Genomic DNA, 19,847 nt, shown 5'->3' on the forward strand with positions numbered 1-19,847 from the left:
CTTCATAGCCATGCGGATCAAACTCGCTTCCTCTGGATCCACGATCCAGTATCAGCGTGTCCACCAAACGGGGTGAAGCCCCCTGGGCCGACCTCGACCACATCACACCCTTCGACCACGACCACGACCCCGCGACGGAACCACCCGGCACACCCGGACAGACCCGCGCGACCAACCTGCAACCCCTGTGCCGCGCACACCACCTCGCCAAGACCCACCACGGCTGGACCCCCGTACGCGACCCAACCACCGGCATCACGACCTGGACCGCACCGACGGGGCACGTCTACGCCCGTCCCCCGACGGCTGTCGACCCGACGGACAGGCCGGAGACCACCAGCCCGGCCACAGCGGGCGCCAGTGCCACTGCGCCCCGGCAGCACCCGACCGGGCGGGTGAGCAACGACATCACCAGCCTGTCCGGGGACGTCCGGGCACGCCTCGGAGATCACCCACCTGTCATCGGCGGGCCCGCCATCGGCACCCCGACAGACGAACCGCCCACCCACGACCTCGCACGCCGCTTCCCGCTCGAGCCGCCCTTCTGAGAACAAGCCCTGGACGGGCGGCACGAGGGCAGGTCTGGCGGGGCGAGACGATCCGGCGGCCCCTCCTCACACCCGCCCGAGCTCCGCCACCCGGCGCAGCACCGACTCCGGCACCGGCTCGGACACGTAGTCCTCGGTGACGGGCGCGTCCGCGACCCGGCGCAGCGGGACGTGTCCTGCCCATCCGGTGAGCTCGAGGTCGCCCGGCTCGAGCGACGCGCCGCCCTCGCGCTGCTTCATCGAGGCCTCGGCCAGCGGGAGCGCCAGCACCACCGTCGCGGCGAGCTCCTTGCGCGTCGCCGCGGGGAGCGCCGCGGCCCGCTCCGGCATCATGTGGTCCACGATCAGGTCGAGGGCCCGACGACGCTCCTCCACGTCGGTGACCTCCCGGGGCCGCCCGATCACCACCGCCGACCGGTAGTTCATCGAGTGGTGAAAGCCCGTCCGTGCCAGGACCAGGCCGTCCAGCTCCGTCACGGTCACGCACACGTCGCGCTCCAGGGCGGGCCCCAGCCACCCGGCGGCCACCGATCCGTGCAGGTACAACGAGCCACCGGCGTCGGGCCCGGCCGGGTCGACGGCGAAAGCGGTCGGCAGCACCACGGGGTGGGATCCCGCCACGAGGCCCAGGTGCGCCACGAGCGCGTCGGAGAGCAGCGCCATGAGCCGACGGCGGTCGTCGACCTGGCGCTTGCGTCCGCGGGTCGGCGTCGTGCGGGTGGTGGGCGAGAGGTGCTGCGTCGTCATGCCGTTAGCCTGGCCCCCGGGTGGCCCCTGGGCACGGGCCAGTTCGCCACGAGTCGAACAAGCCACTTGCCCGTCGCCCGACAGACACACCGAGCACACCGAGCACACCGAGCACACCGGAGCCCGCCATGCTTCCCGTCCGCCTCGACCGCACGCGCGCCGAACCGCTCCCTGCACAGCTCGCTGCCGCCGTTCGGCGGCTGGTGACCGACGGCACCCTCACCACCGGCGACCGCCTGCCCTCCAGCCGTGCCCTGGCGGCGGACCTCGGGGTGGCACGCGCCGTCGTCGAGCAGGCGTACGACCAGCTCCTGGCCGAGGCCTGGGTGGAGACGCGGCGCGGGTCCGGCACGTTCGTGGCGTCGGGCACGGTGCTCCCGGCACCCGCTCCCCCGGTCCGCCCGGCGACCCGGGCGCCGCAGTACGTCCGGCTGGACGCCGGCACGCCCTGGATCGACCCGCGGCACGTCGCGGGCTGGCGGCGCGCGTGGCGTGAGGTCTCCGCGGCCCGCCCGCCACGGGGCTACCCCGACCCGCGCGGCCTCGCCGAGCTGCGCGACGCCCTCGCCGAGCGGCTCGCCCGCACCCGCGGGCTGACCGTGGAGCCCGACGAGATCCTGGTGACCGCCGGGTCGACGGACGGCCTGCGACAGCTCCTCGGCGTGCTGGCCCCGGGGGACGTCCTCGTCGAGGACCCCGGGCACCGGGCGGCCGTCGAGACCGTACGGGCCGCGGGCCGCGCCGTCGTCGACCATCCCGCGCTCGCGCCCGTCACGGACCTCTCCGGCTGTGTCGCCGCGTACGTCACGCCCGCCCACCAGCACCCGCTGGGCCGCGTCATGCCCGCGGCGGACCGGCTCTCGCTGCTCGCCGCCGCCCGGGAGGCCGGCGCCGTGGTGGTCGAGGACGACTACGACTCCGAGTTCCGGTACGACGTCGCGCCCGTACCCGCCCTCGCGGCGCTCGACCGGTCACGCGTCGCCTACCTGGGGACCGCCTCGAAGTCGGTCAGCCCCAGCCTGCGGCTGGGCTGGCTGGTCGCGCCGCCGGCGTTCCACGAGCCGCTCGTCCGACGCCGCACGATCACTCACGACACGCCGCCGTGGCCCGCCCAGCGCGCCCTGCTCACCCTGCTGCGCGACGGCTGGGCGGACAAGGTGGTGCGCACCGCCCGGCGCGTCTACGCGGACCGCGCGCCGCGGGTCGCGACCGCCCTGGCCCCGCACGCCGAGCTCGCGGGGCCCCTGGCCGGGATGTACTCGACGTGGCTCACCGACCCGGCGTCGGCCGCGGCGGCGCGGGCTGCCGCCCGCACCGCCGGCTACGACCTCCCGCTCCTGGCCGACTACTGCCGCAGCGCGGACCGGACCGGCCTCGTGCTCGGCTTCGGCGGGGTGACCGATGCCGAGCTGGACCGCGCCCTCTCGGTGATCACCGCCGGTCTGGCGCGCCCGTCAGACCAGTGAGTCCTGCCACGCCTCGTGCAGGCGCGCGTACCGGCCGTCCCCGGCGATGAGCTCCGCGGGCGTGCCGTCCTCCACGATCCGCCCGTGCTCCATCACCAGCACCCGGTCCGCGATGGCGACCGTGGAGAGGCGGTGCGCGATGATGATCGCCGTCCGGTCGGCCAGCAGCGTCTGCAGACCGCGCTGCACGAGCCGCTCACCGGGCATGTCGAGCGAGGACGTCGCCTCGTCGAGCACGAGCACGACCGGGTCCGCGAGGAACGCCCGGGCGAACGACAGGAGCTGACGCTGCCCCGCCGACACCCGCCCGCCGCGCTTGTTCACGTCCGTGTCGTACCCGTCGGGCATGTCGAGCACGAACTCGTGCGCGCCGACGGCACGCGCCGCCGCCTCGATCTCCTCCTGGGTGGCACCCGGCCGGCCGAGCGCGATGTTCTCCCGCACGGACCCGCTGAACAAGTACGCTTCCTGCGTGACCATGACGACGGCGCTGCGCAGGTCGGCCGACGCCAGGTCCCGCACGTCGACGCCGTCCAGCCGCACGGCCCCGGCCGACGCGTCGTAGAACCGGGTGACCAGCTTGGCGACCGTGGACTTGCCGGCGCCCGTCGTGCCCACCACCGCGACGGTCTGTCCGCCGGGGATGGTGAGGTCGAGGTCGGGCAGCACGACCGGGCCGTCGCCGTACTGGAACCGCACGTGGTCGAGCCGCAGCTCTCCCCTGGCGCGGCCGTCCGGCGCCGGCAGCGGCCGCGGGTCGACGGGCTCCGTGACGGTGGGTTCCTCGGACAGGAGGCCCGAGACCTTCTCGAGCGCCGCGGTGGCCGACTGGAACGAGTTGTAGAACATGCCGAGCTGCTGCACCGGCTGGAAGAACCGCTTGCAGTAGAGCAGCACGGCCGCCAGGGCGCCCACGGCCAGCGTCCCCTCGAGCACCCGCCAGCCGCCGACCGCGAGCGCCGCCACCACGGTCAGGTTGCCGATCAGGATGAGGCCCGGCTGGAACCGTCCGTTGACGCCGAAGATCTGCAGGTTGGCGTCGCGGTAGTCCTCGCCGAGCTTGCGGTAGTCGGCCTCGGTGGTGGGTTCGCGGCGGAAGGCCTGGACGGCGCGCATGCCGGTCATGGTCTCGACGAACTTGACGATGAGTCGGGCCGACGCCGTCCGCTGTTCCCGGTAGTACCGCTGGGACATGCGCTGGAACCAGCGGGTGAGCAGCCACGCGGGGAGGAATGCGAGGGCGAGCAGGAGGCCGGAGCGCCAGTCGATGAGCAGGAGGCTGACGAACGTGAACACCATGAGCAGGAGTGACGAGACGACGCCGGTCAGGCCGCCGTCGAGGAGCTCGCGCAGCGCCTCCAGGTCGGAGGTCTGCCGGGAGATGATGCGGCCGGAGGTGTACGACTCGTGGAACTCCAGCGACAGTCGCTGGGTCTGGCGGAACACCCGGCGGCGCAGGTCGAGGAGCACGGCCTGGGCGATGCGAGCGGCGGCGCGGACGTAGGCTCCTGCGGCGACTCCGCCCAGCACGGCCGCCGCGAGGTAGCCGGCGCCGCTGAGGACCAGGGGCGTCACGGAGCCGTCCTCGAGGGCGGGCACCGCCTGGTCGATGGCGACGGCGACCAGCCACGGCCCCGCCACCTGCCCGAGGGTGGAGGCGACGACGAGCACGGCGGCCCAGGCGAGCGCCTTCTTGTGGGGGCGCAGGAGGTCGCCGAGCAGGCGCATGGACCTGCGCCGGACGGTGCGGGACGCCTCCTTGCCGAGGCTGGTGACGTCGTCGGCGGCGGCGTCGGTGGGTCGAGGGCGGTCGGTGGCCCCGGTGGCGGGTGCGGTGGTTGCCGTCATGACAGGGCCTCCTGGCTCTGGCTGTCCTGGCTCTGGCTGTCCTGGTCGTGCGCCTGGTCGTGCGCCGCGTAGTCCCCTTCGAGGCTGGAGATGATGTACCGGTAGTGCGGGTCGCTCGCGAGGAGGTCCTGGTGCGTGCCGACGGCGGTGATGCGGCCGCCCTGGAGCACGGCCACGCGGTCGGCGAGGGCGACGGTCGAGGGCCGGTGGGCGATGACGAGGGTGGTCGTGGCGACGAGCACGTCGCGCAGCCGGGCGGTGACCGCTTCCTCCGTGGTGACGTCGAGGGCGGACAGCGGGTCGTCGAGGACGAGCACGCGGGGCCGGGCGGCGATGGCGCGGGCGAGGGCGAGCCGCTGGCGCTGTCCGCCGGACAGGGACATGCCCTCCTCGCCGATGCGGGTGTCGACGCCGTCGGGCAGGTCGGTCACGAACCCCGCCTGCGCCACCTCGAGGGCCTGGGCCAGGAGGTTCTCGCGTTCAGCGGACGGGAGGGTGTCGGAGACACCGAGCAGCACGTTGTCCCGCACGGACGCGGAGAACAGTGTGGGGTCCTCGAAGGCGACGGCGACCCGTTCGCGTACCTGGGCGCGGGTCATGTCGCGGACGTCGACGCCGTCGACCTCGACGGCGCCGTCGCTCACGTCGAAGAGCCGGGGCGGGAGCATCGCGAGCGTCGACTTGCCGGAGCCGGTCAGGCCGACGAGGGCGGTGGTGGTGCCGGGCGGCAGCTCGAGGTCGACGCGGTCGAGGACGGGGCGGGTGGCGTCGTCGTACCGGAAGGTGACGTCGCGGAAAGCGACGTGCCCGCCCGCGGTGCCGGCGACCCCGGGTGTCACGGCGGGCAGGTCGGCCGGCGTGGCGGGGTCGGTCAGCGGGTTGGTGGTGTCCATGACCTCGAAGAACCGGTCGACGGCGGTGCGCGCGTTGAGCGTCATCGACAGGGTCATGCCGAGGTCGACGACGGGGCCGTTGATGACCGCCGTCGTGGCGAAGAAGGCGACCAGGGCGCCGATCGTCATGTCGCCGGACGCGACGAGGTAGGTGCCGACGACCAGCGCTACCGCCTGGGTGGCCTCCGGGATGACGCGCAGGGCCGTGGTCAGGCCCGCGTCGGTGGTGGCCTTGCGGATCTCGGTGTCGCGAAGGCCCTCGGCCTGATCGGTGAACTGGTCCAGCGCGTCGTGGCCGCGGCCGAACGCCTTGAGCACGCGGATGCCGTGCACGGACTCCTCGACGGTGGTGGCGAGGTCGCCCGACTGGTCCTGGGACAGCCGCGAGATCTTGCGGTACTTCCGGGAGAACCGGAACGCGAGGACGGTCACGGGGACCGCTCCGCACAGGAAGATGACGCCCAGCCAGCCGCCTGTGGCCACGAGCAGGCCGACGCCCACGACGATGGTCACGAAGCTGACGACGAGCTGCAGGATGCCGAACACGAGCCAGCGCCGCAGCAGGCCGAGGTCGCCCATGATGCGGCTGAGCAGCTGCCCGCCCGGCCAGCGGTCGTGGAAGGCGACGGGGAGGTCCTGCAGGTGCTGGAACAGGGCCACCCGCATCGCGGCCTCGACCCGCGTGCCGGGGAACATCACGAGCGTGCGGCGCAGCAGGATGAGGCCCGCCTCCCCCACGCCGAGCAGGGCGACGAGCGCGACGGACCAGGCCAGGCCGGTCCAGTCGTGCTCGCGGACGCCCTCGGCGAGCGGGCCGTCGGTGACCCACCGCAGCACGGCGGGGATGGCGAGCGCCATGAGGCTGGCGCCCAGCGATGCGGCCAGGCCGCCGACCAGGCGGGGCAGGGCCGTGCGGACGTAGGGGTGGAGGCGACGGATCGAGGCGAAGGTGCTGCGCTCGGACGAAGGATCAGATCGATTCGAACTGTCGGTGGGAGGCATCGGGTTCATTATCGCGCCGCCCGCAAGTTGTTAGTTTGCGTAAGCACCTACCGGCTCAGCGCACCCGCACCGACAGGCAGGTCACGCAGCCCTCGAGCTTCTCGAACTCGGTCACGGGCGTGCTGAGCACCGTCAGCCCGCGCCCGCGCAGCAGCTCGGCGGTGCCGGGGGCGGACGCGGAGAGCAGCACGGTGGTGTCGTCCAGCACGACGACGGCACAGCCCTCGGCCTCGGGGACCGGCAGGAAGCCCGGGAACGGGCTGACGTCGTCGACCAGCGGTTCGTAGCCGATGACGGTGCCGTCGGGCAGTGCCGTGACCGCCGACTTCAGGTGCAGCGCCCGGGTCACGGGCACCTCGACGACGCGCCACCCGCGCGGCTCGACCAGGGCGCGCAGCTGTGCCGCGCCGTCGGCGTCGGTGCGCGCGGTACGGCCCACGTACACGGTCCGCCCGACCTTGAGGACGTCACCGCCCTCGAGGGTGCCCGGCTCGGTGATCTCCGCGAGCTCGTGCACCGCCGACTCGATCACGGGCCGCACCGACTCGACCTCCCCGCGCCGGGACCGTGCGCCCGGGCGGGTCAGGACGGCGAGGTCGTCGAAGACGACCACCGCGTCCTCCACGAACACCCCGTCCGGGTGCCCCTCGGCCGCCGGCACCGCCCGCACGTCCCAGCCGAAGCCGCGGAACACCTCGACGTACCTCTGCCACTGCTCGGCCGCCAGGTCCGCGTCGACGGGGACGCGGTCCAGGTGCGTGAGCTCACCGTCGGCGAGCCGGGGCGACGGCGGCCGCACGAGCAGCGTGCGGCGGGCCCGCTCGGTGGTGGGTCTCGTGGTGGACTCCGTGGTGGACTCCGTGGTGGACTCCGTGGTGGACTCCGTGGTGGACGCTGTCGTGGGTTCGGTCGCCATCCCGCGACGGTAGCCGACTACCCGTGCCCGAGCGCCCGTTCGCGCGTCAGGTACGCCATGCGCGCCTCCTTGAAGCCCTGGGGCGACTGGTACGACACCAGCTCCCCGGCGGTGAACCCCATGGTGGCCATGCGGTCGAGGGCCTTCTGGTTGTTCGCGTCGGGCTCGCCGACCACGCGGCGCGTGCCGCGCCCGGCGAAGAGAAGCTCCCGCAGGGCGGGCCCGAGCACGGTCCACGGGTCATCGGGCGAGCCGTGCCGGGCGACCGGCCCGCGGCTGCCGAGGAACAGGTGCAGGCCGAGGTCACCCGGCTGAACGGCGTAGGCCGTCGCGACCGGGTCGTGCTCGGGGAGGTACGCCTGGACGAGCACGACGGGCTCGCCGTCCCACCGCACGAGGTACGCGTGATGGGTGGGCAGGGAGTCGACGAACGCGTAGGTGTCCCGCACCTCGTCGCGCGTACGGTCGCGCATCCCCCAGAATGCGGCGCGGGGCCGGGTGAACCAACCGTGCAGCAGGTCCGCGTCGGTGTCGGGGTCGACCATGTGCGCCGTGACGAGACCGTCGGCTCCGAAGTCGCGCCGCCACACCTCCTGGCCGCGCGCGCCGTTCAGCAGCCGGCCGGTCGTGTCCACGGGGTGCAGGCGGTCCCAGTCCGTCACGACGGGGGTGGTGGCCGCGTCGGCCCACACCGCGTGCTGGTCGTCGTGGTGCGGGCTACCAGGACGGCCGTCGGCGCCGAACGGGACACCCCAGCGGCTGTTGGCGCGGTCGGTCAGGTCCCAGACGTACCGGGCGACCGAACCGCGGTAGGCGGTGGGCGCCACCCCCGGCGACCCTCCGGTGCACCGGACCGACTCGTTGTTCCCCGCGACGGGCAGCCGCGGCACGTCGGGCCGCGAGCCGGGCACCGGGTGCAGCGGGGCGGCCACGTGCAGCTCTCCCCAGGCGGGCTCGTCCGGGCCGGACCGCCCCTCCGCGACTTTCTCCGCCACTATCTCCGCGGCGACCTCCGCGAGCGCCCCGCTCGCCTCCGCGGGGCCGTCGATGCCCAGCCAGCCAGCCGCGAGGATGCGGGCCAGCCCGGCGCCCACCGCCGTCGGGACGTCGAACATGGCGCCCAGCACCGGTTCGAGGGCCGGGTCCTGCCCGTGCGGCTCGTGCAGGGGGGCCAGCACCTGGTGGCCGGCCAGGCGGTGCGCCAGGGTGTGGCGCCAGCGCATGTACAGGGCGGCGTCGGTGGAGTCCGCGTCGACGTGGGCGCCGCGCGCGACCCAGGCGCGCAGCCGGGCGGCGGCCGGGGTCGCGTCGTCCGCGAGGTGCGCGACCAGGCCGGTCGCACCGAGGTCGCGGGTGTCGCCGTGGATGCGGGCCTGCGTGTACGGCGACTCCGGGACGTCCGCCGCGGCGAGCAGCTGCCTGATGCGTTCCGCGCGGTGCCGTGCGTAGGACCAGCCCAGGTCGTGTGCCTCCCGGCCGGGGCGCACGTCGCGGGGCCCGAACCCCGGGCGGCCGTCCAGCTCGGAGGGGGCCTGCGTCCTGGGCCGCTCGTTGGCGTCGACGGCGACCTGCGACACCGGGGCCGGCTCCGGGAGGTCGACGAACCCGTCCGCCGCCTTCACGGCGGGCAGCGCGCGGTCGGTGGCCGCGGGGACCTTGCCGGCGGTCATGCTGAGCACGTCGCCCGCGCTGTCCGCGGTGAGCACCCGGTTGACCGGGTCCACCCACCCCCGGAACGCGTCGGTGACGTCCCGGGCCGTGCGGGCGTGCAGCAGGGCCCGCCAGGACGCGACGCCGACGTCGGACAGCTCGCGCGCCGGCCAGCGCAGCCCCCAGCCGTCCGCGCCGGCGCTGTCGGCGGCGTCCGACACGACCTCGACGTGGTGCGCCGCCGCGTTGGTGATGCCCCATGCGACCGACGACGACCCGGACACCGCGTGCCCGAAGTGCGGGATGCCCGGCACCCCGGGGAACGCGAAACCCAGCACGTCGTAGGGGTCCGCCGGGTCCGTGCACACCAGCCGGACCTGCTGGTACGGCCCCGGGAGCTCCAGCGTGCGGTGCGGGTCCCCCGCCACCAGCGGGCTGCCCGACTCCGTCAGCGACCCGTGCACCGCCCAGGCGTTCGAGCCGGACGTCGCCCCGGCGTCGGCGGCGAACAGCGCCAGGACCCGCTCCAGCGGCACGCCCGGCACGTGCAGATGCCTCGCCACGTGCGCGCGCCACAGCACGCCCGGGAACCCGTTGAACAGCACGTGCGTGGTGAGGAACACCCCGATGGGCGTCCACGGCTCCCACGGCCGGTACGGCACCCCCGCCAGCTCGGGCACGTCCCGCCCGCCCGCGGCCAGGCCCGCGCTGACGCCGTCCGCGTACGCGGCCAGCCACGCCCGCTCCGGCGACGCCAGCGCGTCATGGATCTCCCGGGCCGTCACGGCCAGGCGCTCGCGGGCGGCGAACCGGTCCCAGGCGGCACCCGCCTCGCCTGCGACGTCGGCGAACCGCTCCTCGGCCCGCATCCGGTCGGCCTCGATCTGCAGCCCCCGGTCCTGGGCGGTCACCCAGCCCTGACCGTAGGCCAGTGCGGTCTCGGAGGCGGCCCGCACGTGCGGGATGCCGAGGTCGTCACGAAACAGGTCGAAGTCCACGTTTCTCATCATCTCTCGGTTTACTGCCCGGCTCTGTCTACAGCCCGGCTCTGTCGACTGCTCGGCGTCTACTGCTCGGTGTCTACTGCTCGGTCCGCCTGCCGGCCGGGTTGGCGAGCGTGCCCGCATAGATGAGCGACTCCGACTGGTTGGCCAGGTCCACCATCTGCAGGGTGTTGCGCAGCTGCAGGCGGTTGAGGCACGAGTGCGCGAAGCGCGCCGCCCGCAGATCGACGCCGACCCGGGGCCCACCCGCGACGTCCGGGTGCTCGTCGGCGTGCCGGTCGATCGTCTCGGCCACGAGCGCCCAGAACCGCTCCTCCGGCAGCACCCCGTCCTCGGCGAGGATGCCGGACAGGTGCCGCAGCACGCCGTCGAACACGTCGGTGAAGATCGCGAGCGCCTTCTCGTCGTCGTCCACGACCTCGCGGATGCGCTCGACCCGCTCGGGCAGCGGCCGGTTCCCGAGCAGGACGACCTCCTCGCCGATGTCCTTCATGATCGCGCGCCGGACCACGCCGTCGCGCAGCACCAGCATGAGGTTCTCGCCGTGCGGCATGAACGCCAGCTCGTAGGTCAGGAGGCAGTGCACCAGCGGGTACAGGTAGGCGTCGAGGTACGCGCGCAGCCACTGCTCCGCGGGGACGCCCGACTCCCGGACCAGGGCCGTCGCGAACGACGCCCCGGCGGCGTCGCGGTGCAGCAGGCTCGCCATGGTCACCAGGCGCTCCCCCGCGCCGAGCCGCGGCACGGGCGACTCGCGCCACAGGGCCGCGAGCATCTTCCGGTGCGCGTTGGGCTGAGGGGTGCGGTGGTAGACGTCGCCCGTGTACCCGGCGGAGACCACCTCGCGCAGCACGCCGAACCCGGCGGCGCGCAGGGTCTCGTCGTCGTCGACCAGGTTCGCCACCCAGTCGTTGATGGCCGGGGTGGCCCGCATGTAGGCGGGTGACAGACCGCGCAGGAAGCCCATGTTCTGGATCGCGAGCGCCACCTTGACGTAGTGCCGGTCGGGGCGGGTGCGGTTGAACAGGGTGCGGATGGACTGCTGGGGCTGGTACTCGTCGGAGCCGGGGCCGAGCGGCACGAGGTCACCGCGGGCGACGTCCGCGGCGAAGGTGATGGCCACGCGGTGCTCCCACTGCCAGGGGTGCACGGGCAGGTACAGGTAGTCGGCGCTGTCGTGGCCGTGGGCGGCGAGGCGGTCGGCGAAGGCCGCGCGCTCGGCGTCGGACAGCTCGCCGGGCACACCGGGAGCGCCGTAGTGACCGGTCTCTGTCTGGTCGGCGGCGAGCGCGAGGTGGGTGTGCTCACGGCGGGCGCCCAGCCACAGCAGGCGCATCCGCTGCCCGCGTTCGGGGGCGTAGGCGCGGTAGTCGCTCAGGGAGAAACCGATGCGGCCGTTGTTCGCGACGAAGCTCGGGTGCCCCTCGGACATCGCGGCCTCGACCTGCTGGAACGACTCAGCCTGCTGGAACGACTCTGCCTGCTGGACCCGCGCTGCGGCGGCTCGATTCCCGGATCCGGTCCGCAGCGCGTCGAGCAGCCCGGGTACGGACGGCGTGTGCCCGTCGAGCTCGCGCTCCCGCTTCGCGGCCGCGCCCGCCAGGGTGGCGGACAGCTCTTCCAGGTACGTCGCGAGCAGGGAGTCCGGGACCTGCAGCAGGGACTGCAGCTCGGCGATCAGCTCCAGCGCGTCCACGGGCAGCTCGACGTCGCCGCGCGGGCCGGCGGAGGCCGTGTGGCGCACGGACGCCGGGTCGACCACCCAGTGCTCCAGGGCGTACCGGCGCGCGGTGAACCGGTAGGTGACGCCGTCCAGGGCGAGGCGGTGACCGTCCTGCGGTGCGCCCGGGTCGTCGTCCGGCTCCGGCTGGAAGAGACGCTCGTGCGCGAGCTCGGCGAGCGCCTTGGCCACGAGGTGCCGGTGGGCGTGCTCCATGTGCTCCGGCGTCAGGTGGGTGGCGAGCAGGTCCGAGGCGGGCAGGTCCGAGGCGGGCAGGGGCCCGTCGCCGAGCGCGGAGGCCCCGAAGTCCGCCCGGGTGGCGACGCTCAGCGCCGCGCGCTTGGCGTGCGCGCCGTGGCCGAGGTCGACCTCGCGCAGCACGCGGAACCCTGCGGCGGCGTTCTTGGCGGCGATCTTCCGGTTGCCCACGTCGGGCTCGACGACGACGCGGGTGGCGCCGAGGCCCGCCCCCGCACCGGGCCCGCCGGTCAGGCAGAACCGCATGACGGCGGTCATGACGGCGTCGGTCAGGCCGTGGCGTGGCGTGGCGGGCGGCGCGACCAGCAGGTGCATCCCGAGGTCGCCGGGCAGGGCGTCGTGGACGTCGGTGAGCACGACGCGGGCCGGGTCGTAGGTCTCGGTGAGGAACACGGGCTCGCCGTCGAGCCGGCCGAGCCAGGCGGCCTCGTGCGGGCCGTCCTGGACGGCGGTCAGATAGTCGCGCACCTCGTCGACGGTCAGGCCGCCCATCTGCCAGTACGACGCCGAGGGGTGGGAGAGCCACGCCTGGACGAGCTCGGCGTCCCGCGCCGGGTCCACCGGTTCGAGGGTGACCTCGCCGAGGCGCGTCGTCGTGCTGAACGTGCCGGTGGTGCTGAACGTGTGCGTGGTGGGAGCGGTCACCGGACGGCCTCCGTCGTCGGGGTGGCGGCGGGCCGCGGAGCGGGCAGGCCGAACTGCTGGAAGGCGATCCGGCGCTCGGTCGCGTACGGCTCGCGCCCCGTGACGTCCGCGAGGATCACGGAGCTGCGCCAGGGTCCGAACCCGAGGTCGGGCGCGGTGACACCGTGGGTGTGCTCCTCGACGCCCATGACGTGGATGCGGCGGTCGGCGTCCACGGTGTAGCCGCGGGTGACGGCGTACCGGCCGCGGTGGTCGAGGTCGACCAGGCCGGGCGCGAGGAACTCGGGCACCGACGCCGCGTAGCCGGTCGCCGCGACGACCGCGCGCGTGCGGTGCTCCGCCGTCGTGCCGAGCTGGGCGTGGCGCAGGGTCAACACGTACTCGCCGGCCCCGTCCGCGCCGTCGGCGTCGAACCGCGCCGCGACCACCTCCGTGTCGGACAGAAGCGTGGTCGGCATCTGCGCGCCCAGGGCGGACCGTCGGTAGAGGGTGTCGTAGATGTCGTCGACGAGGTCGCCGCTGATCCCCTTGTGGAGGGCGCGCTGCTCCCGGCCCAGCACGTCGCGGACCTCGGCGGGCAGGGCAACGTAGTGGTCGGTGTACTCGGGCGACGTCATCTCGAGCGTCAGCTTGGTGTACTCCATGGGGAAGAACCGCGGCGAGCGGGTCACCCAGTCCAGGCGGTGCTCGCCCGGTCGGGTGCCGCAGCCATCGAGCAGGTCTCGGTAGACCTCGGCGGCCGACTGCCCGCTGCCGACCACCGTCACGGCGCCGGACGCCGCGAGCGCGTCCCGGTGGTTCAGGTAGTCGCTGGTGTGCACCACGGGGCCGGCTCCACCGAGGCCGGTGAGGACGTCCGGGAGGCGGGGCTGCGTACCGGTGCCGAGCACCACGTGCTTGGCACAGTATTTCTCCACGCCGTCGGGCGTCTCTGCCGTCACCTCGAAGAGGTAGCCGTCGGGAGCGGCCGGGTCGGCAACCCGCACGACGCTCGTGACCCGCCGCCCCCACCGGAGCGCCGAGAGCCGGCCGGCCACCCAGCGGCAGTACTCGTCGTACTCGGCGCGCAGCGGGTAGAAGGACTCGCGGATGTAGAACTGGTACAGCCGCCCGGTCTCCTTGAGCCAGGCCAGGAACGAGTACGGCGAGGTCGGGTCCGCCATCGTCACCAGGTCGGCCAGGAAAGGGACCTGGAGCGTGGTGCCCTCGATGAGCATCCCGGCATGCCACGAGAAGCCCTCGCGCTGGTCGAGGAACACCGCCTCGACGTCGTCGAGGGGCTCGGCGAGCGCCGCGAGCCCCAGGCCGAAGGGGCCGATCCCGATGCCGAGCAGGTCGTAGGCCTTCATCGGGCGTCCCCGTCCGTGCGGGCGAGCCGCGGGTGCACGTCCCGGCACGGCGGCTCCCCCGTGTCCGCGAGCGCCTCCCCGGCCAGCAGACCGTGGGCGGCGGACCGGACCAGCTCGAGCACGCCCCGGATGTCGGCGAGGGTGGCGTCAGGGTTGAGCAGCGTGAGCTTGAGGCACGGGCGGCCGTCGATCACCGTCTTGGCGACCAGGGCACGGCCGGAGTCGAACAGCACGCGCCGCACCTGGGGCACCAGGGCGTCCGCGCGTGCGGCGTCGAGCCCGTCCGGCTGGTAACGGAACAGGACGGTGGACAGGTCCGTGGTGCCGACGAGCCGGAAGTCCTGGTCGGTGGCGAGGTCGTGGTGCACGGCGGCGGCGAGGTCGCAGACGGCGTCCACCATGGCGCCGATGCCGTCCGCGCCGAGCGCACGGAGCGTGACCCACAGCTTGAGCGCGTCGAACCGGCGTGTGGTCTGCAGGGACTTGTCGACCTGGTTGGGGTCGCGGGTGGGCTCGCCGAGCTCCTCGCGCGGGTTGAGGTAGTCGGCGTGCCAGGCCACGGGCGCGAGGTCCGCTCGTTCGCGCACGATCAGCGCGCTGGACGACACGGGCTGGAAGAACGACTTGTGGAAGTCCACGGTCACGCTGCGCGCGCGCTCGATGCCGTCGAGCAGGTGGCGGCGCGTGGTGCTCACGAGCAGGCCGCAGCCGTAGGCGGCGTCGACGTGCAGCCAGGTGCCCACGGCGTCGCACAGGTCGGCGATCGGGCCGAGGGGATCGATGCGGCCCCGGTCGGTGGTGCCGGCGGTCGCGACGACGGCGATCACCGTGTCGCCGGTGCGCTCCGTGTCGACGAGCGCCTGCGCCAGGGAGTCCGGGCTCATGCGGCCCGTGTCGTCCGTGCCGACGGTGACCACCGCGGCGTCGGGCAGGCCGAGGAGCAGCGCGGACTTGGCGATGCTGAAGTGGCTCGCGGCGGTGGCGAGGACGCGCATGGAGTCCACGCGCGCGCCGGCACGACGCGCCTTCTCGCGGGCCAGGAACAGCGCCTGGAAGTTCGACTGGGTGCCGCCGGAGGTGAAGACGCCGTCGGTGCCGTTGGTACCGTTCGTGCCGTCGGTACCGGCGACGGCGAACCCGATGCGGCCCGCCGTCCACTCGACCAGCCGGCGCTCCATGAGGGTCGCGACGGTGGACTGGTCGTAGGTGTCGACCGAGGTGTTGATGGCGGCCAGCATGGTCTCGGCCCCGACGGCGGGCAGCGCGACCGGGCAGTTCAGGTGCGCCGTGTAGGTGGGCTCGTGGAACCAGATGGCGTGCTTCGCGTACAGGTCGCCCGCCTCGCGCAGCGCCTCACGGGTGCCCGACGGCGGCCCGTCGAGGTCCACGGCGTCCACCAGGCCCTGCAGCTCGGCGCGGCCGGCGCCCGAGAACGGCTGGGTGACGGACGAGAGCCGGGCGGCGACGTCGTCGGCGACCCCGCGGACCGTGTCCGCGTAGCTGCTCGCGGTGGCCCCGCGCAGCAGCGCGGTCGTGTCGTGCCTCGCCCCCAGGGAGGCGCCCGGGGAGGGCACGGTCTTCGCTGGCTGCGTCACTGCGGGCAGGCGTGCGGGCATACGGAAGTCTCCTCGTGGCGGGGCTCGGGATACGACGAAGGAACGCCGCCCGGACGGGGCGGCGGCGTTCCAACTTAGGTTTGCCTGACCTAACTTAATCGCTCGGGAACCCGCGTCAAGCCACCACGGTGACCCGAAACGTGGCGAGGGTCACTCCCGGGACCGTCGCCCGGAGGGGCCGGCCGGCAGGAGGCAGCCGGAACGTGTCAGCCGGGGCCGTCAGCCGGCGACCGTGGTGACGACCGAGTAGACGCCGAGCCCCATGATGGCCACGGCGCTCACGACGAGCGCGACGCGGATGAAGCCGCCCCCGCGCAGCTCCGGCTCGATGCGGGTGCGCAGGTAGAGCGCGGACACGGCGACCGCCGCCAGGAAGATGCCGCCCGCGATGCCGCCGACCATGATCATCACCAGCGGCGAGTTGATCCAGAGGAAGGTCAGCAGCCACATGGTCGGCAGGACGGCGATGAAGACCCGCATCCACCGGTTGCGCGCGCGGCTGTCGGACCAGTCGAAGACGCCGACGATGGACAGGGCGTTGGCCCAGGAACGCGACCACGACGGGATCGCCGCCCAGATGGTCGAGCCAAGGGCCGCCAACGCACCGATCAGGAAGACGACCCGGCCTGCCTCGCCGAAGACGCCCGCGAACGTCTCGGACAGCGTGCTGATCATCTCGTTGCCCTCCGGCACCAGCCCCTGCGGGTGCAGCACCGCGGCGCCGAGGACGTAGAACGCCGCCGTCGAGACCGTGTAGACGACCCAGGAGACGATCGCGTCCTTCTGCATGACGGCGATCCAGCCGCGAGCACGCCGCCGGTACCCCTCGGAGCCGTCGTTCGGCCCGGACCACCGGGCGTACCCCTTCTCGAGGCACCAGTACGTGTAGGCAGTGATCTCCTCGGAGGCGACGCCGGTCAGACCGAACATCGTCAGGGCGATGCCGAGCGCGCCGATGGGCAGCTGGAAGCTGAGCCCGGAGCCCAGGTCGGCCCCCGAGTAGGCGAACTCGCTGAACGGCAGCGCGATCACCACGAGGACCGTGACCGCCACGAACGCCATGGTCAAAAAGGTGGCCACGTTCTCGATCAGCCCGTAGCGGTTCGCGATCAGGGTCGCGATGGCGACCGCCGTCACGACGACCGCCCAGATCGCCATCGCCCCCGGTGAGAGCGGACCCAGACCGAGCGGCAGGAGGATCGAGAGGGCAGCGGCCATGCCACCGATCAGGCCGCCGGTCTGGATCAGCTTGCTGAGCGCCATCAGCGCCCACATCAGGAACACCCAGCTGACCCGGCCCAGCCGGGGCGGTACGCGGTTGTAGCCCTCCATGCCGCCCTCGCCGGTGACGATGGCGTACCGGGCCATCTCCACCTGGACGGCGACCTTGACGACGGTCGAGATGAACACCAGCCACAACAGCACGAAGCCCGCCTGGGCGCCGAGCGACGTGGCCGTGATGAGCTCACCGGCACCGACCACGGATGCGGAGACGATCAGGCCGGGACCGAAGAACTTCGAGGAGGCCCGCCACCCGACGGGCGGCTCCTTCACCGCCGCCGGGTCCAGCGCGTACGGGTCGCCGCTGACGAAACGCTCGGGCGGTGTGTTGTCGACGTCGGAGGGAGGTGTGGCTGCGGTCAACGGTGACTCCTGGTCGCGAGGATGGCGCTCCGGTGCGCCGATGGCGTCCAGCACCTTACCCGCTGCCTCTGGCGCGCCGGCTTGCGGGCGTTCACCGAGCGGGCGCAATATATTGCGTGCCCATCCCGCGAAACACCCCGACGATCGACCGGCGGCTCCTCCGGGACGACGTCTTCCACCGGCTGCGTGACGCCATCGTCGACGGCACGCTGGCGCCCGGCGAACAGCTGCGCGACGGTGACCTGGCCACCTGGCTCGGCGTCAGCCGTACGCCGGTGCGCGAGGCGCTGCTGCGCCTGGCCGAGGCCGGGCTGGTCGCCGCCCAGCCAGGACGCTCCACCACGGTGAGCTCCCTGACCGAGCGCGCCGTGCACGAGGCGCGCGACGTCGTGGCGGCGATGCACCAGCTCGCCGTCCGCGAGGCCGTCGAGCACCTCACGCAAGACCACCTCGACGTCATGCGGGCGGCGAACGCCCGGTTCCGCGCGGCGGTCGAGCAGGGCGACATCGAGGCAGCCCTGGCCGCGGACGACGAGCTGCACGGCGTGCCCGTCGCCGTCGCGTCCAACCAGGCCCTGGCCACCGTCCTGGACCAGTTCACTCCCGTGCTGCGCCGCGCGGAACGGCTCCGGTTCTCGTCCGTGGCAGGGACTACGTCGGCCGACCGGCACGACGAGCTCATCGAGGCGTGCGCCGCCGGCGACGTGAGCCGTGCGGCCGAGGTCGCGGCGGGCGTGTGGACTACTCTGCCGGCCGTGGGGTAGCGCGGGCAGTGCTGATGCGTGCGGTTCTGGTGCGTGCGGTTCTGATCCGCGCCGTGATGAGCACGACGCCGATCACCCCCGCGACGAGCACGAGCGTCGTCGCGGCGGGCCACAGGCCGAACGCGTCCAGGGGCGTGGCGGGGTTGTCGGCACCCGCCGTCAGCCCGAGGAACAGGATCCCCGCGCCGACCGGCATGACGGCCTGCGGGAGCAGCCGCAGCGCGAACCGCCACCGCGGCAGGCTCGTCCGGGAGGCGGACCACCGGCCGGCGCGCAGGACGCCGCGCGTCCCGAGCACGATCACCAGCACCGTGATCCCGGCCAGGACCAGGTCGATGATCGTCGCGGTCGGAGCACCCGGAGCGGTTGCCCTCCCCTCCGTGAGCTCGATGAGTCCGGTGCTGATCTCGAACGGGTGCTGGAACGTCGGCGTGTAGCTGTCGAGCAGGACCACGACGCCGTACTCGCTCGACGGCACGAGGTCGACGCGGGCACTCCACCGGGTCAGGGAACCGTCGTGCCCCAGGCGCGGCGGCTCGGCGGTGGAGGTGTGCTGCCAGCCCAGCCCGTAGGTCCCGGCGTTCGGCTGCACGGTGTGGGACTCCGCAACGAGCTCGGCCGAGAGCAGCCGCTCCCCCTCCTCGGTGGTACCGCCCCGCTGCTGCATGCCCAGCCAGCTCGTCATGTCGCGCGCGGTGCTGACCACTCCCCCGGAACCGCCGACGCTGCCGGCCATCTCGGGGAGCGGCAGGCTCGTCCCATAGGCCGTCACGTGACCCTTGTCGAACACGTCCGAGCCGCCGGAGGTGGCGAACGAACGCGTGTCGCGCATGCCGAGCGGGGCGAAGACCTCGTCGTGCAGGTAGGCGTCGAGCGACTGCCCCGACACGACCTCGACGAGGTACGCCAGTGTCCAGTAGTTCAGGTTGCTGTACCGGTACGAGGCGCCAGGGGCCGACGCGAGCGTCAGCCCGGCGATGTGCCCGACGTCGACGGCGAGCTCGCCGGTGGCCGGAACGATCATCGGGTTCGGCAGGCCGGAGGTGTGGTCGAGCAGCATGCGCACGGTGATGTCGCCGGAACCGGCTCCACGCACGGAGAACGACGGCAGGTGGTCCGTGACGGGACCGTCCAGCTCCACCAGATCGCGGTCCACGAGCTGGAGGACGGCGAACGCCGTCATGGACTTGGACACCGAGGCGACGGGCCTCAGCGTGTCCGCCGTGACGTCGCCCGCGCCGCCGGCCGTCACGACCTCGCCGTCCTTGACCACCGCGTACGCGGCCCCGGGGAGACCGTGCCGCTGCACGTAGTCGCCGACGTACGTGGCCGCCGGCCGGTCGAGCGCGGGAACCGCGTCGGAGCTCGCCCGGGCGGGCACGGACCCGGTCATGACCCGCAGGGCGACCCCGAGCACGGCGAGCAGGCGACGAAGCCGGAGCGAACGGAGAGGAGGCACGCGCCCAACCTACGGTGCCTTGCTCAGGGCGCGCCCCGCTGGGCATGGCCGAACAGGGCGAGCCGGCGTCGCGGCATGGACTGGGCCGTGTCGATGGCGCGGCGCGGGGCCGGGCGGGGCGGGGGCGGGGCGGGGGGTCTCCCGCCGCACCGTGGGTCAGGCGGCTTCGGCTGCCGTCGGTGGCTCCGCGGTCGGATCCTCTGTCGGGTCCTCCGTCGGGTCGGTGTTCGGTGGGGGTAGGGGTTCGAGGGCTTCGGGTAGTCGGATGCGGTGGCCGCGGGCGTCGGTGAAGGCCCATCCGGTCTCGAGCAGTGCTCC

Annotated in this window: 13 protein-coding genes; 3 read left to right on the forward strand and 10 right to left on the reverse strand. The window is 73.5% G+C overall.

Going from position 1 to position 19,847, the window contains the following annotated elements; all coding sequences use genetic code 11:
- Positions 1-56: 56 nt before the first annotated feature.
- Positions 57-548 carry an HNH endonuclease gene (locus tag ACYVK7_RS18220; protein WP_460889126.1) on the forward strand — a complete coding sequence of 164 codons (492 nt, stop codon included), beginning with the start codon at positions 57-59 and terminating at the stop codon, positions 546-548.
- 66 nt (positions 549-614) lie between these two features.
- On the opposite strand, the gene ACYVK7_RS18225 is transcribed toward ACYVK7_RS18220, so the two are convergent.
- Positions 615-1,295: a pyridoxamine 5'-phosphate oxidase family protein gene (locus ACYVK7_RS18225; protein ID WP_460889127.1), complete on the reverse strand. Its 681-nt coding sequence runs from the start codon at positions 1,293-1,295 to the stop codon at positions 615-617.
- 128 nt (positions 1,296-1,423) lie between these two features.
- Here ACYVK7_RS18225 and pdxR point away from each other — a divergent pair, with 128 nt between their 5' ends.
- A complete protein-coding gene (gene pdxR, locus ACYVK7_RS18230) occupies positions 1,424-2,761 on the forward strand; it encodes a MocR-like pyridoxine biosynthesis transcription factor PdxR (RefSeq protein ID WP_460889128.1) in 1,338 nt (445 codons plus the stop codon).
- Here the strand turns inward: pdxR and ACYVK7_RS18235 are convergent.
- The 8 genes from ACYVK7_RS18235 to ACYVK7_RS18270 all read right to left on the reverse strand — a co-directional run bounded on the left by ACYVK7_RS18235 (position 2,750) and on the right by ACYVK7_RS18270 (position 17,306).
- A complete protein-coding gene (locus ACYVK7_RS18235; protein WP_460889129.1) occupies positions 2,750-4,609 on the reverse strand; it encodes an ABC transporter ATP-binding protein in 1,860 nt (619 codons plus the stop codon). The genes pdxR and ACYVK7_RS18235 overlap by 12 nt on opposite strands.
- Complete coding sequence (locus ACYVK7_RS18240) at positions 4,606-6,504, reverse strand: ABC transporter ATP-binding protein (RefSeq protein ID WP_460889130.1); 1,899 nt, start codon at positions 6,502-6,504, stop codon at positions 4,606-4,608. The genes ACYVK7_RS18235 and ACYVK7_RS18240 overlap by 4 nt, the downstream gene beginning before the upstream one ends.
- Before the next feature lie 55 nt (positions 6,505-6,559).
- Positions 6,560-7,420, reverse strand: coding sequence for a dimethylargininase (gene ddaH, locus ACYVK7_RS18245; RefSeq protein ID WP_460889131.1), 861 nt, complete (start codon positions 7,418-7,420; stop codon positions 6,560-6,562).
- A 17-nt stretch (positions 7,421-7,437) separates the two neighbouring features.
- Positions 7,438-10,077 (reverse strand): GNAT family N-acetyltransferase, encoded by a 2,640-nt coding sequence (locus tag ACYVK7_RS18250; RefSeq protein WP_460889132.1) that lies wholly within the window; start codon positions 10,075-10,077, stop codon positions 7,438-7,440.
- A gap of 73 nt (positions 10,078-10,150) precedes the next feature.
- Positions 10,151-12,697, reverse strand: coding sequence for a GNAT family N-acetyltransferase (locus ACYVK7_RS18255; protein WP_460889133.1), 2,547 nt, complete (start codon positions 12,695-12,697; stop codon positions 10,151-10,153).
- Positions 12,694-14,046 (reverse strand): lysine N(6)-hydroxylase/L-ornithine N(5)-oxygenase family protein, encoded by a 1,353-nt coding sequence (locus ACYVK7_RS18260; protein WP_460889134.1) that lies wholly within the window; start codon positions 14,044-14,046, stop codon positions 12,694-12,696. The genes ACYVK7_RS18255 and ACYVK7_RS18260 overlap by 4 nt, the downstream gene beginning before the upstream one ends.
- A complete protein-coding gene (locus tag ACYVK7_RS18265) occupies positions 14,043-15,662 on the reverse strand; it encodes a pyridoxal phosphate-dependent decarboxylase family protein (RefSeq protein ID WP_460889135.1) in 1,620 nt (539 codons plus the stop codon). Before ACYVK7_RS18265 ends, ACYVK7_RS18260 begins: the two co-directional genes overlap by 4 nt.
- A 219-nt stretch (positions 15,663-15,881) precedes the next feature.
- Positions 15,882-17,306 (reverse strand): Nramp family divalent metal transporter, encoded by a 1,425-nt coding sequence (locus ACYVK7_RS18270; protein ID WP_460889136.1) that lies wholly within the window; start codon positions 17,304-17,306, stop codon positions 15,882-15,884.
- Positions 17,307-17,422: 116 nt separating this feature from the next.
- Here ACYVK7_RS18270 and ACYVK7_RS18275 point away from each other — a divergent pair, with 116 nt between their 5' ends.
- Positions 17,423-18,070, forward strand: coding sequence for a GntR family transcriptional regulator (locus ACYVK7_RS18275; RefSeq protein ID WP_460889137.1), 648 nt, complete (start codon positions 17,423-17,425; stop codon positions 18,068-18,070).
- Here ACYVK7_RS18275 and ACYVK7_RS18280 read toward each other — a convergent pair.
- Positions 18,048-19,529 (reverse strand): serine hydrolase domain-containing protein, encoded by a 1,482-nt coding sequence (locus ACYVK7_RS18280; RefSeq protein ID WP_460889138.1) that lies wholly within the window; start codon positions 19,527-19,529, stop codon positions 18,048-18,050. The two genes, ACYVK7_RS18275 and ACYVK7_RS18280, sit on opposite strands and share 23 nt — an antisense overlap.
- Between the last annotated feature and the right edge of the window lie 318 nt (positions 19,530-19,847).

This window comes from Promicromonospora xylanilytica, assembly GCF_054782895.1.